The 14192-nt window shown below is 72.5% G+C and carries 13 protein-coding genes; 6 read left to right on the top strand and 7 right to left on the bottom strand.

The genetic code is table 11. From position 1 onward, the window contains the following. Window positions 1-23: 23 nt before the first annotated feature. Together ACIQU4_RS20305 and nadE are read right to left on the bottom strand one after the other, a co-directional pair. Window positions 24-1190, bottom strand: coding sequence for a serine hydrolase domain-containing protein (locus tag ACIQU4_RS20305; protein ID WP_403732346.1), 1167 nt, complete (start codon window positions 1188-1190; stop codon window positions 24-26). Window positions 1191-1597: 407 nt separating this feature from the next. Then, window positions 1598-2428, bottom strand: a complete 831-nt coding sequence (gene nadE, locus ACIQU4_RS20300; RefSeq protein WP_403732343.1) for an ammonia-dependent NAD(+) synthetase — start codon at window positions 2426-2428, stop codon at window positions 1598-1600. 172 nt (window positions 2429-2600) lie between these two features. Here nadE and ACIQU4_RS20295 point away from each other — a divergent pair, with 172 nt between their 5' ends. Then, the gene (locus ACIQU4_RS20295) at window positions 2601-3038 is read left to right on the top strand and encodes a hypothetical protein (protein WP_403732340.1); all 438 of its coding nucleotides are present in this window, start codon (window positions 2601-2603) and stop codon (window positions 3036-3038) included. A gap of 28 nt (window positions 3039-3066) precedes the next feature. On the opposite strand, the gene ACIQU4_RS20290 is transcribed toward ACIQU4_RS20295, so the two are convergent. Beyond that, a complete protein-coding gene (locus ACIQU4_RS20290; RefSeq protein WP_403732337.1) occupies window positions 3067-3705 on the bottom strand; it encodes a TetR/AcrR family transcriptional regulator in 639 nt (212 codons plus the stop codon). Window positions 3706-3781: 76 nt separating this feature from the next. Between ACIQU4_RS20290 and ACIQU4_RS20285 the strand changes: the two genes are divergently transcribed. After that, window positions 3782-6025: an MMPL family transporter gene (locus ACIQU4_RS20285; RefSeq protein ID WP_403732334.1), complete on the top strand. Its 2244-nt coding sequence runs from the start codon at window positions 3782-3784 to the stop codon at window positions 6023-6025. Further along, entirely contained in the window at window positions 6022-6816 is a 795-nt protein-coding gene (locus ACIQU4_RS20280; protein ID WP_403732332.1) for a DUF2993 domain-containing protein, read from the top strand. Before ACIQU4_RS20285 ends, ACIQU4_RS20280 begins: the two co-directional genes overlap by 4 nt. Window positions 6817-6867: 51 nt before the next feature. On the opposite strand, the gene ACIQU4_RS20275 is transcribed toward ACIQU4_RS20280, so the two are convergent. Both ACIQU4_RS20275 and ACIQU4_RS20270 read right to left on the bottom strand, forming a co-directional pair. After that, the gene (locus tag ACIQU4_RS20275) at window positions 6868-7659 is read right to left on the bottom strand and encodes an SDR family NAD(P)-dependent oxidoreductase (RefSeq protein WP_403732329.1); all 792 of its coding nucleotides are present in this window, start codon (window positions 7657-7659) and stop codon (window positions 6868-6870) included. Window positions 7660-7743: 84 nt separating this feature from the next. Next, the gene (locus ACIQU4_RS20270) at window positions 7744-8328 is read right to left on the bottom strand and encodes a TetR/AcrR family transcriptional regulator (RefSeq protein WP_403732326.1); all 585 of its coding nucleotides are present in this window, start codon (window positions 8326-8328) and stop codon (window positions 7744-7746) included. Window positions 8329-8387: 59 nt separating this feature from the next. Between ACIQU4_RS20270 and ACIQU4_RS20265 the strand changes: the two genes are divergently transcribed. Continuing rightward, entirely contained in the window at window positions 8388-9329 is a 942-nt protein-coding gene (locus ACIQU4_RS20265; RefSeq protein WP_403732324.1) for an NAD-dependent epimerase/dehydratase family protein, read from the top strand. 26 nt (window positions 9330-9355) lie between these two features. On the opposite strand, the gene ACIQU4_RS20260 is transcribed toward ACIQU4_RS20265, so the two are convergent. Both ACIQU4_RS20260 and ACIQU4_RS20255 read right to left on the bottom strand, forming a co-directional pair. Beyond that, on the bottom strand, window positions 9356-9823 hold the full coding sequence (locus tag ACIQU4_RS20260) for a helix-turn-helix domain-containing protein (RefSeq protein WP_403732322.1): 468 nt from the start codon (window positions 9821-9823) through the stop codon (window positions 9356-9358). 240 nt (window positions 9824-10063) lie between these two features. Then, on the bottom strand, window positions 10064-10792 hold the full coding sequence (locus tag ACIQU4_RS20255) for a TetR/AcrR family transcriptional regulator (protein ID WP_403732319.1): 729 nt from the start codon (window positions 10790-10792) through the stop codon (window positions 10064-10066). A 75-nt stretch (window positions 10793-10867) separates the two neighbouring features. Here ACIQU4_RS20255 and argG point away from each other — a divergent pair, with 75 nt between their 5' ends. Beyond that, window positions 10868-12316, top strand: coding sequence for an argininosuccinate synthase (gene argG / locus ACIQU4_RS20250; RefSeq protein WP_403732316.1), 1449 nt, complete (start codon window positions 10868-10870; stop codon window positions 12314-12316). A gap of 157 nt (window positions 12317-12473) precedes the next feature. Beyond that, a complete protein-coding gene (locus ACIQU4_RS20245; protein WP_403732313.1) occupies window positions 12474-14192 on the top strand; it encodes a protein kinase in 1719 nt (572 codons plus the stop codon).

The following is a 14192-nucleotide window of genomic DNA, read 5'->3' as shown; positions in this document are numbered from 1 at the left end:
CGTCTGGGGACTGCGTCCGGGGGCTACTCGGCCTCGGTGGCCACGGGCGCGGGCCAGAGGTGGCCGGGGGTCACGATGGAGGTGACCGCGTTCCCGATCATGCCGGACAGGTTCTTGCCCCGGTAGTCGATGTCGCTGTTGACGAGCACCACCAGGGTGGCCTTCTCGGTGGGGAGTTGGGCGGCGATGGTCTCGTAGCCGGGCAGTTCCCCGTTGTGGCCGAGCCAGCCGTTGAAGTCGAGGATGCCGAGGCCGTACGAGGCGCCGGGGACGCCCTCGATCGGGAGCGTCCGGAGCCGCTCGGCCTGCGTCTTGCGGGTCAGCAGCCGGCCGTCCGCCAGCGCCGGGGCCCAGGTGCGCAGGTCGTCGAGGTCGGAGATGACCCCGCCGGCGGCCCAGGCCCAGGAGGGGTTCCAGTTCGTGGCGTCGGCGACGGTGCCCTTCGGCGTGAAGTCGGTGTACCCGTGGGCGTGCGGGTCGGGCATGGCGCCGTCGCCCGGCAGGGAGGTGTCGTTCAGCTTCAGCGGCGCGAACACGTGATCGCGGAGGTAGTCGGCGAGGCTCTGCCCGCTGACCTTCTCGACCAGCATGCCGAGCAGGACGGTGTTCGTGTTGCTGTACTGCCACTTGGCGCCGGGCTTGAAGTTCGGGGGATGGCGGAAGGCCACGTCCACGAGCTGGCGCGGGGTGTACGCGCGGTGCGGGTCGGCGCGCAGGCCCACCAGCCACTTCTTGTCCGTCGTGTAGTCGAAGAGGCCGCTGCGCATCTCGGCCAGCTGGCGCAGCGTGACCGAGTTCCCGCCGGGGACGCCGGAGACGTACCGCGAGACGGGGTCGTCGAGACCGACCTTTCCCTGGTCGACCAGTTGGAGGACACCGGTGATGGTGAAGGTCTTGGTGACGCTGCCGATCCGCGAGTAGAGGTCGGACTTCATGGGCGTGCCGGTCTGCTTGTCCGCGATGCCGAAGGACTTCTCGTACACGCCGCGGCCGGGCATCCACAGGCCGATGTCGAGGCCCGGCATGCCGGTCTGCTTCATGATCCCCGTGATCGTCGCGTCCAGTTTCTGCACGGTGGCGGGATCGAAGTCCTCGCGCACGGCGGCGGGGGCGGTACCCGCGCACAGAGCGGCCAGCAGCAGCGCCACCGCGGCGGGCACACCCGCCCGCCGGACCCGGCGCCCACGCAACGGACGGCACCTGCCCATGACCGGTCACCCCTGCCCAGGATCGACCAAACAAGGCTCCCCAAGCCCCCGAGGCGCACCCCTTCATCGTAGGAGCGCCCCGCACCCGCCGCGATTCCCCGTCCCGGGGGCAGCCCGCTAGCCGCGTTGCCAGTAGGCGCAGGAGTGCGCCGTGGGCGCCACCGTGCCGCTCCGCATGGGACACGGAACCGGCTCGTCACTCGGTGACAGGGCACGTTCCCACCGCTTCGGCTCCGATGTGGCGCCCGGCGAGTCGTGGAGGTACAGCGTGTACGCGCCGCCGGCCAGTGCGAGGGCAACCCAGCCCGCCACGCCCCGACGCCAGACCTGTCGCGGCACCGCTGTCCCCCTGTCCCGAGTCGGATGCTCGACGTGCCGACGGGTGGTCGTTACGGCGCGACCGGGAGTTGGCGCTTGTGGTCGGTCAGGCGGTAGCGGCGGACGATCGTGTCGAAGGCGCGCTCGTCGACCGGCTTGCCCTCCAGGAAGTCGTCGATGTCGTCGTACGTGACACCCAGCGCGTCCTCGTCGGCCTTGCCCGGGTCCAGGGTCTCCAGGTCCGCCGTGGGGGTCTTCCAGACCAGCTCCGCGGGGGCGCCCAGGACGTCGGCCACGGCGCGCACCCGGCGCTTGGTCAGGCCGGTCAGCGGGACCAGGTCGGCCGCGCCGTCACCGAACTTCGTGAAGAAGCCGGAGACCGCCTCGGCCGCGTGGTCGGTGCCGACGACCAGGCCGTCGTGGGCGCCGGCCACCGCGTACTGGGCGATCATGCGCTGGCGGGCCTTGATGTTGCCCTGCACGAAGTCCTGGTGGTGGGCGTCGCGGAACGCGGTGCCGCCGGCGAGGGCGGCCTCCAGCGCGGCGTCGCTGGCGGGCTTCACGTCCACCGTCAGCACCCGGTCCGCCTGGATGAAGCCGAGGGCCAGCTGGGCGTCCTTCTCGTCGGCCTGGACGCCGTACGGCAGCCGCATCGCGTAGAACGTCGCCTCGTGGCCGGCCTCGCGGACCCGCTCCACGGCGAGCTGGCACAGCCGTCCGGCCGTGGTGGAGTCCACGCCGCCGCTGATGCCGAGGACCAGGGAGCGCAGGCCGGTGGAGGTGAGCCGCTCGGCCAGGAAGGCCACCCGGCGCTCGATCTCCCGGTGTGCGTCGAAGGTCTCCGACACCTGGAGGTCCCGGGCGATCTCCTGCTGCAGAACGGTGGACGCCGGCCGGCTCACGGCTGCTCCTCGTGGTCGATGGTGATTCATGGGGTGCGCTGCCCTGCCGACCCTAGTCGAACCCCTCCGGCGGCTCGAAAGCGGCCGGGCTTGACGGATGCGCCCGAAGTTATGACACTCGAAGTGCAAGTTGTTTGTGTGTCGTATGACCCTTGAGGGTCAGGAGGCAGTCATGCCGGAGCGCCGGATCCACGTTCTCGTCTACGTCGTCGCGGGGGCCGGCATGGGTGTGGTCTGGGCGTGGGGCTCGGACACCCCCGCCTGGGAACATGCACTGCGTCTCCTCGCGCTCGTCGCGTGCGCCGGAGCCGCGATGGCGCTGGCGCACCGCCGCCGGGCCCGCCTCGGCCGGCCGGTCCACCGCCGCCTGCACTCCGGCCTGCTGCTCGGGAAGGTGCTGCTGGTCGCGGGGGCCCTGCTCCTCGACCAGCTGCTCGGCCTGTGGGTCTCCGAGCCGAGCCTGATCACCGCGGTCGTCCTGTTCGTGACCATCGCGGCGGGCGGCCCCGCCCTGCACCGGCGGCTCGCGCGGGAAGGAAGCGGTACGAGGGGCCTGCGGCCCGCGCCGTCGTCGGACCGCCGTGTCCTGGCCGGGGCCGACGCGCACTAGGCCGTGTCATTCGGATCAGGCCGGCGCCTTACTGCCGGTGGCCCGGCCCGGCCGGATCCGTACTGGCCAGTAGGGCGTGTACGGCGGTCTCCATCGTCCGGGCGGCCGCCTCGACACTCAGACCGCTGCTGCGCCAGTGGTACCAGGCACCCCAGGTGGTCACCGCGTCCAGCCCGTGGAGCACCTCGGTCCTGCGCTCCGCGGGCAGCCGGTCGAGCTCCTCGCGGAAGATGTCGGCCAGCCGGCCCCGGGCGAAGTCCAGGACCTGCCGGGTGACCTCCCTGATCCGGTCCCCGTTCTGCTCCAGCCGCATCAGCGCGAGCTGGGCCGGTGTGATCCACTCCAGGATCCGTGAGCGCTGTTCCGTGAGCGCCGCGACCCGTGCGGCTCGCGGGCCGTCGGTCGGCAGGGGCCTGGTCTGCTCCATGAGCTGCTCCAGGCGCCGCGCGATCGCCGTCTCCACCAGCTGGGACATGTCGGCGTAGTGGTGGAAGACCAGGCGGCGGGAGACTCCCGCACGTTCGGCGACGCGGTCCGCGGGGAAGTGCGACTCGCCCTCGTCGAGCAGGGACAGCACCGCGTCCGCGATCTTCACCCGGGACTGGCGGCTGCGCTCCGCGCGGCCGTCCGCGCGCCGTTCCTCTGACTGCCCCGCCGACTGCTGCACGTTGACCCCTCCCGGTCTCACTCGTCGCCATTGTCGCAAATAGGGCGCGCGTTGATTTAATTGCACCGTGAGTGCAATGATGAAGGAACAAGCCGCGCCGGACGAGGGGGATCCCGTACGCATGTTCGTCACGCTGGGGCGCTGGTGCGCCCGACGGCCGAAGCGGGTCGTCGCCGCCTGGCTCCTGCTGCTGATGGGCCTGGCCGCGGCGGTGGGCGTGCTGGGCAGCGCCACCACCGAGACGGTCTCCATACCCGGCAGCGACAGCCAGGCCGCCCATGACGCCGCCCGTGCGTTCGCCGACTCCGCCTCCGGCCGCCAGCCCCTTGTCCTGCGCACGCCCCCCGACGGCCCGCCCCTCACCTCGGACCCCGCGCGCGACGCCGTCCAGGAGGCGGCCCGCGCCCTTGCCGCCCGCGACCACGTCCTCGCCGTGACCACCCCGTACGAGCCGGCCGGCAGGGCGGCCCTCGCCCCCGACGGGCACACCGCCTACCTCGCGGTCGAACTGGACCTGGCGGGCCGGGACATCACCGCCGACGTCGTCCACGACCTCTTGGACGCCGCCGCACCGGCCGAAGCGGCCGGGATCGAGGTCACTCCCGGCGGCAACCTCGCCGAAGCCGCCGACAAGAAGTCCACCCGGCGCAGCGAGATCATCGGGCTCGTCGCGGCCTTCGCCGTCCTCTGCCTCGGATTCCGCAAGCCGATCGCGGCCGCCGTACCGCTGGCCACGGCCGTCGTAGGACTCGGCATCTCGCTCGAAGTCATCGGCCTGACCGGCCACTTGATGGACATGCCGTCCTCCGGCGCCACCATCGCGGCGATGATCGGCCTCGGCGTCGGCATCGACTACAGCCTCTTCTGCCTCACCCGCTTCCGCGAACTCCTCGCCACCGGGAAGCGGTTCGAGGACGCCGCCGCCCTCACGATCGGCGCCTCGGGCAAGGCGGTGGCCTTCGCCGGCACCGCGGTCATCGCGGCACTCGCCGGCCTCGCCCTCGGCGGCCTGCCGCTGCTCCGCGCGCTGGCGCTCGCCCCCGGCATCGCCGTCCTGGTCGCCATGGCGGCCACCCTCACCCTCCTCCCCGCTCTGTTCGGCCTGCTGGGACGGCGTCTCGCTCCCGCCCCCGTCGCCGCGGACCGGTCGCAGACCTCCCCGCCGCCCGCCCGCGGCTGGGCGCGCATCGCCCGGCACGTCGCCGACCGGCCGTGGCGGTACCTCCTCGCCGGCCTGGCCTTCTTCGTCCTGCCGGCGCTCGCCGCGGCCCAGCTCTCCTTCGGGCAGCTCGACGGCGGCGACAAGTCCCCGGGAACGGCCGGCCGTACGGCCTACGACCGGCTCGCGTCCGCATTCGGCCCGGGCGTCAACGGACCGCTCCAGGTGACCGGCACACTGCCGAAGCCGGCGTCCGGACCAGCGGACCCGGCCGTCACGGCCGTCGGCGAAGCGCTGAAGGACACCAGCGGCGTCGCCGCGGTCGGACCCGCCCAGCTGAGCCGCGACGGCCGGACCGTGCGCTGGCAGGTCACCCCCACCACCGCGCCCGGCGACCCGCGCACCGCCGCCCTGGTGCACCGCCTGCGCGAGCGCACCCTCCCGCCCGTCACGAAGGACACCGGCCGGGAAGCCCACGTGGGCGGCATCCCCGCGACCCAGCTGGACCTGGGCGACCGGCTCGCGCAGCGCCTGCCCGCCGTCATCGGGGTCGTCCTCGCCATCGCCGGTCTGCTCCTCCTGCTGGCCTTCCGCTCCCCGCTCGTCGCAGCCAAGGCGGCCGTGCTCAACCTCCTCTCGGTGGCCGCCGCCTACGGCGTGCTCACCGCGCTGTTCCAGTGGGGATGGGGAGCGGCACCGCTCGGGCTCGGCGGACCCGTGCCGATCCCCGGGTACGTACCGCTGCTCATGTTCGCGGTCCTGTTCGGGCTCTCCATGGATTACGAGGTCTTCCTCCTGAGCGCCGTCCGCGAGGCATGGCTGGCGACCGGCGACAACCGCGCCGCGGTGATCACCGGGCTGGCGAGGACCGGAAGGATCATCACCTCCGCCGCGCTCATCATGGTGTGCGTCTTCCTCGGCTACCTCCTGTGGGACGACCCCGTCGTGAAGATGTTCGGGATCGGCCTCGCCACCGCGGTCGCGCTCGATGCCACGGTCGTCCGCGGGCTCCTCGTCCCCACCACGATGGTCCTGCTCGGCAAAGCCAACTGGTGGCTCCCGTCATGGCTCGACCGGCTGCTGCCGCAGATGCACATCGAGGGCGGCGCAGGGGAAGTCGTCCGTACCTCCTCCGTCCCCGAACCCGCGAGGAACACATGAACCACCGCACCGCCCGAGCCGACGCGCGCGCAAAGGCCGTCGTACGAGGGACTGCCGTACGAGGGACTGCCGGCCGCGGCGCTGCCGTACGAGGCGCTGCCGCGCGCCGCCCGCGCCGCACCCGGCGGTGGGCGCTGGCCGGCGTATGCGCGCTGCTCGCCGGCCTCGTACTCGCCGACCGCGTCGCCGCCGGTGTCGCCGAGGACCGGATGGCCGACCGGATCGCCGCGCGGCAGAGCGCCCTGGTGGCGGCGCCGAGCGTCTCGATCGGAGGATTCCCGTTCCTTTGGAACGCGGCGGCGGGAGCCTACCCGGAGGTGGAGGTCGACGGCCGGGCGCGGACGGAGGACGGGCTGCCCGTCACCGCCTCCGTCGACCTGCACGACGTGTCCGAGACGGCGGGAGGGTACTCGGCGGCCGGGGCGCGGGCGGAGTTCAAGGTCCCCCTCGACGCGCTCGGGGCGAAGCGCGGTCCCGGTGTCCGGCTGACCGGGCACGGCGGGCGGCTGGAGATCGCCCGGACCGTCATGGGAGTACCGCTGGTCGTGACCGCCGCGCTCACGCTCACCGGCGACACCGTCACGCTCGAACCGACGGCGGCGTCCCTGGCCGGGCGTCCCCTCGACCCGGCCAATCCGCAGATCGTGGCCGCGTTCAAGGCGGCGGAACGCAAAATACCGGCCCTGCCGCTCGGCCTCGTCCCGTCCGGAATCTCCGTCGACGCCGGCGCCGTCACGGTGCACGGTGAGGCGAAGGACGTCAGTCTCCCGAGTCTCCCCGGCAAGGCATGAGGAAGGGGCGTCCCCGGCGGGCGGCCCGGGCCGCCCTTCGCCCGGACCCGGTCAGCGGCTCTTCTTCTGGGCTTCGACGATGCTCCGTACCGTGTCGTCCACCCCGGCGCGGCTCTGCACCCACTCCGAGAAGGCGGGGAACTGCCCGGCGATCGCGATGAGCACCTTCAACTCGGCGGGAGCGATGTTGACTTCGCACAGATTGCGCTCGACGGCCCGGATGACGCCCCGCGCCACCTGATCCGGTGAGGAAGTCCGCGCGCCGCCGGGGGTCTTGGCGCCGGTCGCGGCGTGCATGCCCGCGTCGCGGACGAATCCCGGCTGGATGATGGACACTCCCACGCCCGTGCCGCGCAGGTCCTGACGGAACGCCAGCGCGAAGCCGCGCAGCCCGAACTTCGTCGCGTCGTACAGCGAGGACGACTTCGTGGCGGCCTTTCCGGAGATGGAGCCGATCAGCGCGATGTGGCCCTGCCCCGCACCGACCATCCGGGGCGCGAGCAGCCGGGCCAGCATGACCGGTGCCCGCAGGTTCACGGCGAGGGCCCGATCGATCTGTTCGGGGGTGTAGTCGAGCAGGTCGCCGCTCGACGGGAGCGCGGCGTTGGCGATGAGGATGTCGGTCTCGGCGCACTGCGAGACCAGCCGCTCGACATCGGACGCGTCGGCGAGATCGGCGAGGACGGCCCGGGCGCCGAGCTCGTCGGCCACGGCCTTGAGCGCGTCCTCGCGGCGCCCGGTGACCACGAGCTTCGCGCCCTTCGCGGCGAGCGTACGGGCCAGTGTGAGGCCTATTCCGCCTGTGACCCCGGTGAGGAGAACGGTCGATCCGGTGATGCGCATCCCAAACCCTCCCTGTTGTTCGTCCGAACGAACAGTGGCAGCCCGGTGGCCGAGGAGACCAGGCGCTTCACCGAACTCAGCGGATCACGCGCTCGGGGGTGTGGCGGCGCGCAGGCCTCCGAGCAGGGTGGCCAGGTAGCGGCGGGCGGTGTCGATCCGGCCGGCGCGATCGCCGCCGTGGACCTCCACGGCGTAGGAGATGCCGCACATGAGCGGGACCAGATCGCCCGAGGCCAGGTCGGGGCGGACGGCCCCGGCCTCGCGGGCCCGGTCGAGCAGTACCCGGCCGGTCGACCACAGCGCCGTCTTGAGTTCCGTGGTGCGCGGCAGGGCGTCTTCGGGTGCGGCCGTGACCGGGGCCAGCGAGGCGTCGGTGACCTGCGCTTCGATGGTGCGGGTCAGGAAGCCCTCCAGCGCGTGCCAGGGGTCGGGGTCGGACAGTGCCTGCTCGCCGTGGGCGGTCAGGGCTTCCAGACAGGGAGTGGCGACGGTCTCCAGCAGCGCCTCGGGCGTGGCGAAGTGCCGGTAGACGGTGCCGACGCCGAGTCCGGCGCGCCGGGCGACGTCGTTGAGCTGCAGCGGCGTGCCCTGGTCGACCAGGGCACGGGCGACGGCGATGATCCGGTCCCAATTGCGGGCCGCGTCCTTGCGCAGTGGCGTCGTCGTCATGCGGACATGGTAACTGGATGGCTCATCCGCATACCGTCCGGTCGCGCTAGTGTTCGCCTGTGAGCCTTCATGTCGTCATCGGATTCGGGCCCGCAGGGGCCGCCACCGCTCGACTCCTGGCGCAGGAGGGGCATGCGGTACGGGTCGTCACCAGGTCGGGCCGCAGCGCGGAGCCCGGCATCGAGCACGTCGCACTGGACGCCACGGACAGCGGGAGGCTGGCCGAAGCGGCCCGGGGCGCGGCCGCGATCCACCACTGCGCCGCTCCGCCCTACCACCGCTGGGCGAGCGAATGGCCTCCGCTGGTCTCGTCCGTATGCGCCGCGGCCGAGGAGAGCGGGGCCGTCCTGGTCATGCTGGGCAACCTCTACGGCTACGGACCCGTCGACGGCCCCCTGACCGAGGGGCTGCCCCTGGCGGCCACCGGGACCAAGGGCCGGGTACGCGCCGCCGGTTGGGCGGCAGCGCACAAGCTGCACGGGGAGGGCCGCATCAGGGCGGTCGAGGTGCGGGCCTCGGACTTCTTCGGGCCCGGCGTGACCGACGGCGGGCACCTGGCCGGGCGGGTCATGCCGCCGCTGCTCCGCGGCAAGGCCGTCTCCACCCTCGGCGACCCGGACGCCCCGCACAGCTGGAGCTACCTCCCCGACGTGGCCCGGACCCTGGTCGAGGTCGCGGGCGGGGAGCGGGCCTGGGGACGCGCCTGGCACGCCCCGACGGGACCCGCGCTGTCCGTCCGGGAGATGGTGGACCGGCTCGCCGCCCAGGCGGGAACGGGACCGGTCGCGGTGCGCCGGCTGCCGTCCGCCGTACTGGGCGCGGCCTCGCTCTTCTCGCCGCTGCTCCGCGAACTGAGGGAGATCCGCTACCAGTTCGACGGCCCGTTCATCGTCGATTCGACGGCGTACGAAACCGAGTTCGCCGCACGCGCCACTCCCGTCGACGAGCAGATCAAGGCGACGGTGGACTGGTGGCGCGAGCGATCGGCCGCCACCCGGTGACGCCCGCGTCGGAAGAAGGCGGGCTCTCAGTCCGGATTCGAGGCGCCCGCGGACCCCGGGGGCTCTGCGGGGTCGGTGACGGGAGGAAGGCCCTGCAACTGCCGGTACTGGTCCATGATGGCGATGATGGCCTGGAGGTTCTCCATCTTCATGCCGGCCGCGCGCATCGCGACGGAGCGCACTCCCGCCTGCCGCAGGGCCTCGACGGCGGCGATCTCGCCGAGCACCGACTCGGCCACCTCGTCGTCGAAGAAGTAGGAGACCGATACGCCGAAGAAGCGGGCGAGGGCGGCCAGCAGATCCGGTGACGGGTTGGATCGCTTGCCCGTCCGCAGCTGAGACAGGTACACGCCGCCGGCCTTGAGCTCGGGGTTGACCCGCTTCAGCTCCTCGGCCACCTCGGCATTGGTCCAGCGCCTGCCCCTGGGGCGAGCCGTCTTGAAAAGGTCGTCCAGACGCACTGCCAGTACGGGCCGGTCGTCGGTCTCGGACACTGCGCGTTTCCCTCCCGTCACCTCCCCGGTATTGCTCTCAGCTATTTTCCAGTTTTGCAGATTAGCGGTCAGTTGACAATCTGGCTTGAGTCCGCCACCGTGTACCCCGTCGATAGCTGACAGCTAACTTTGCTTCACGGGGGTAGCCGAGTGAGTTGCCGGCCGTATCGACCCGGCTCGGGCCGGCCCTCGGGGGATGGGGGCCGGCCCGCTCGACCGGTCCTGCGCGGGAAGGACGCGTCAGCGGCCTGCCGTCTCCTCCAGGGGAACGGTCAGCCCGATGCTCTCGGCCGCCACGGCGATGGCGAAGTCGAAGTACGCGGACTCGTCCCGGACGCTGTCGTGCGTACGGCTGAAGACCTGGAACACCAGGAGCCCGATCAGATTGCTCCACAGCACCATGCCGCGCTCGACGAGGTCCGAGAACGGGGCCTCGGGCGCGCCGCCGAAGAGCTGCACGGCCTCCGGCAGGAGCAGCGGCGGCCCGGGCACCGCCCGCCGCGGCGGGGTGAGCTCACCGGCCGCCAGTGCGGAACGCACGATGCCGGCCAGCACCGCGGGGGTGCGTGAGGCGGCCGGGACGGTGTCCTGCGGGGCGTGGTAGCCGGCTACCGGAGAGCCGTAGATCAGGGTGAATTCCGCGGAGTTGTCGAAGGACCACGTCCGCAGTGCGCGCGTCACCGCGAGGAGCCGCGCCCCGGCCGGCGCACCGGCGGCGCCGGCGCTCCGGTCGGCTTCCTCCATCGCGGCGGCGGACTCGTCATAGGCGTCGATCACGAGCGCGGTCAACAGGTCGTCCCGGTGCGGGAAGACGCCCTCCACGTCGGCGACGGCCAGCCCGCTGCCCTCGGCGACGGCCTCCAATGACAGCCCTGAGGCGCCCAGTTTCACGAGCAGTTGGCGCGCGGCGGCCTTGAGGGCCTCCGGCCGCACGGCGTTCTCGTCATCGACGCTCGTGGAAACATCCATGGGCCGAACCGTACCTGTCGGCTACCGGGCCGGGACGCGTTTGCATAGCCATGCGTTTAAGTGCATACTCTTCCCATGTCAAAGGTTCTCACCTCCCTGCCCGCCGGCGAGCGCGTCGGCATCGCCTTCTCGGGCGGCCTCGACACCTCCGTCGCGGTCGCGTGGATGCGCGACAAGGGTGCCGTCCCCTGCACCTACACCGCCGACATCGGCCAGTACGACGAGCCCGACATCGCGTCGGTGCCCGGCCGTGCCAAGACCTACGGTGCCGAGATCGCGCGCCTGGTCGACTGCCGGGCGGCGCTGGTCGAGGAGGGCCTGGCCGCGCTCGCCTGCGGCGCGTTCCACATCCGCTCGGGCGGCCGCGCGTACTTCAACACCACGCCGCTCGGCCGCGCCGTCACCGGCACCCTGCTGGTCCGGGCGATGCTCGAGGACGACGTACAGATCTGGGGCGACGGCTCGACCTTCAAGGGCAACGACATCGAGCGGTTCTACCGCTACGGCCTGCTCGCCAACCCCCACCTGCGCATCTACAAGCCGTGGCTCGACGCCGACTTCGTCCACGAGCTCGGCGGGCGCAAGGAGATGTCCGAGTGGCTCGTCGCCCACGGGCTGCCGTACCGCGACAGCGCGGAGAAGGCGTACTCCACCGACGCCAACATCTGGGGCGCCACCCACGAGGCCAAGACGCTGGAGCACCTCGACACCGGCGTGGAGACCGTGCAGCCGATCATGGGCGTACGGTTCTGGGACCCGTCGGTCGAGATCGCCGCCGAGGACGTGATCATCGGCTTCGACCAGGGCCGCCCGGTGACGATCAACGGCAAGGAGTTCCACTCCCCGGTCGACCTGGTGATGGAGGCCAACGCCATCGGCGGCCGCCACGGCATGGGCATGTCGGACCAGATCGAGAACCGGATCATCGAGGCCAAGAGCCGCGGCATCTACGAGGCGCCCGGCATGGCGCTCCTGCACGCCGCGTACGAGCGTCTCGTCAACGCCATCCACAACGAGGACACCCTCGCGCACTACCACAACGAGGGACGGCGCCTCGGCCGGCTGATGTACGAGGGCCGCTGGCTGGACCCGCAGGCCCTGATGGTCCGCGAGTCGCTGCAGCGCTGGGTCGGCTCGGCGGTCACCGGCGAGGTCACCCTGCGGCTGCGGCGCGGTGAGGACTACTCGATCCTCGACACCACGGGCCCGGCCTTCAGCTACCACCCGGACAAGCTCTCGATGGAGCGCACCGAGGACTCGGCCTTCGGCCCGGTGGACCGGATCGGCCAGCTCACCATGCGCAATCTCGACATCGCCGACTCGCGCGCCCGGCTGGAGCAGTACGCGGGCCTCGGCATCGTCGGCACCGCGCACCCCGAGCTGATCGGCGCCGCGCAGGCGGCGGCCACCGGCCTGATCGGCGCCATGCCGGAGGGCGGCGCCGAGGCCATCGCCTCCCGTGGCGAGGTCTCCGAGGACGACGAGCTGCTCGACCGCGCGGCGATGGAGTTCGGCACCGACTGACCGGTGGGCCGGCCCCGGCCTCGGGCGGTTCGACACGTGGACGACGTGCGGACCGCCCGAGGTGTTGTCCGCGTCCTGCGCCGATCCGAATGCGCGTGCCATTACGCTGGGCCTGCTCGGTACGCGAGTTGACGAACGGCAATGAATGGGGCGTGTGGTGACGGCGGGGGAGGCGAACGGCGCGGAGCTGGTCGGCAGGATGCTCGGCGGGCGGTACCGGGTGACCGCGATGATCGGACGCGGCGGCATGGGCGTGGTCGCCCGCGCCGTGGACGAACTGCTGGGCAGGGAAGTCGCCGTCAAGGTCATGCGGGCCTACACCGACGCCTCCGCGGTCGAACTGGCCGATCTGCGCACGCGGATGCAGCGCGAGGCCCAGGCCGCCGCCCGCATCCGGCACGGCGGTGTGGTCACCGTGCACGATGTGACCGAGGAGGAGGGCCTCCCGGTCATCGTGATGGAACTCGTCGACGGGCCCTCGCTCGACGACGTACTGGAGAAGCGCGGCCCGCTCGAACCGCGCGAGGCCGCGGCGATCGGCGCCAAGCTGATGGACGCGCTCGACGCCGCGCACCGGGCCGGGGTCCTGCACCGCGACGTCAAGCCGGCCAACGTGCTGCTGGAGCGCGACGGCCGCATCGTGCTCACCGACTTCGGCATAGCCACCGTGCAGGCCTCGGGCGACGAGGACATGGCCAAGCTGACCCGCAGCGGCGACATCATCGGCTCCCTCGACTACCTCCCGCCGGAGCGCGCACAGGGCCAAGAACCCGGCCCCGCCTCGGACATCTGGTCGCTCGGCATGACGCTGTACGCCGCGGTCGAGGGCGCGTATCCGTTCCGCCGTACGTCCGCCTGGTCCACGCTGTCGGCGATCGTCAGCGAGCCGCTGCCTGAGCCCCGCCGGGCGGGGGCGCTCGCGCCCGTACTGCGCGCCCTCATGGCGAAGGAGCCGGAGAGCCGGCCCACCGCCGGCCGGGCGCGCGAGATGCTGCAGGCGGTGGCCGAGGGCAGGAGCGCGCACGACGCGGCTCCGGCGGCGGCCGCCCCGCCGATGGCGCCGTCTGCGGCCGCCCCGCCCGCCGCCGTTCCGCCGCCGGCCGCCGCCCCGCCCGCCGCCCCGCCCACCTCCGTACCGCCCACCTCCGTACCGACACCTCCGCCCGGCTACGGCCCCGCCCCGGTCCCGTACCCCCAGCCGTCCCCGCAACCGCCGTACACCGGCCACCCGGTCCCCGCCCCCGGGCACCCGGGGCCCGTCGCTCCGATGGGCGCACCGACCGCGCCCCACGCCTCGGGCACGGGAGGAATCTCCCGCGGACGCGTCGTCATCGCGGCGGCCGTCGCCGTCGTCCTGGCCGGAGGCGGCATCACGTACGCCGCGGTGGGCAACCACGGCGGCAAGGGCGGCGAGGCGCAGGCCCACGCCGCGCCACCGCAGACCACCCTCAGTCCTTCCGGCGAGCAGAGCCAGAACTCCCGGTCCCCGAAGCCGTCCAAGGACTCCGGCAAGCCCGGCAAGTCACCGCCGCCCACCCCGAGCGGCAAGGGCGGCGGCTCGACGCCGAAGGCATCGGCCCCGCCGCCGGCCGAGCCCACTCCCGTGTCGACGGGCTGCACCGGCTGGAACCATCAGGACCGGAACCCGGGAACCTACGGCTACATGTCCGGCACCTACCACATCACCACCGGGCCCTACCAGGAATGCCCCGCCGTGGCGGTGGCCAAGTCCGGTACGAAGCTCATGTACCAGTGCTACATCGTCAACGCGCACGGCAACAAGTGGACCTACGTCCGCGCCACCGACACGAACGCGTCCGGCTGGATGTCCAACGACAACCTCACCCGCCAGAACGGGTCGTCGAGCCGCTGCTGA

This window comes from Streptomyces sp. NPDC090741 (genome assembly GCF_044769045.1).
GTDB lineage: Bacteria > Actinomycetota > Actinomycetes > Streptomycetales > Streptomycetaceae > Streptomyces.
Note: the sequence above shows the minus strand (reverse complement) of the source record. Positions and strands in the feature narration are given on the sequence as shown.

Coding starts and splice junctions, on each gene's coding strand:
- ACIQU4_RS20295 (WP_403732340.1), top strand. CDS start 2,601: ATGCCGGAGCGCCGGATCCACGTTCTCGTCTACGTCGTCGCGGGGGCC.
- ACIQU4_RS20285 (WP_403732334.1), top strand. CDS start 3,782: ATGATGAAGGAACAAGCCGCGCCGGACGAGGGGGATCCCGTACGCATG.
- ACIQU4_RS20280 (WP_403732332.1), top strand. CDS start 6,022: ATGAACCACCGCACCGCCCGAGCCGACGCGCGCGCAAAGGCCGTCGTA.
- ACIQU4_RS20275 (WP_403732329.1), bottom strand. CDS start 7,659: ATGCGCATCACCGGATCGACCGTTCTCCTCACCGGGGTCACAGGCGGA.
- ACIQU4_RS20270 (WP_403732326.1), bottom strand. CDS start 8,328: ATGACGACGACGCCACTGCGCAAGGACGCGGCCCGCAATTGGGACCGG.
- ACIQU4_RS20255 (WP_403732319.1), bottom strand. CDS start 10,792: ATGGATGTTTCCACGAGCGTCGATGACGAGAACGCCGTGCGGCCGGAG.
- argG (WP_403732316.1), top strand. CDS start 10,868: ATGTCAAAGGTTCTCACCTCCCTGCCCGCCGGCGAGCGCGTCGGCATC.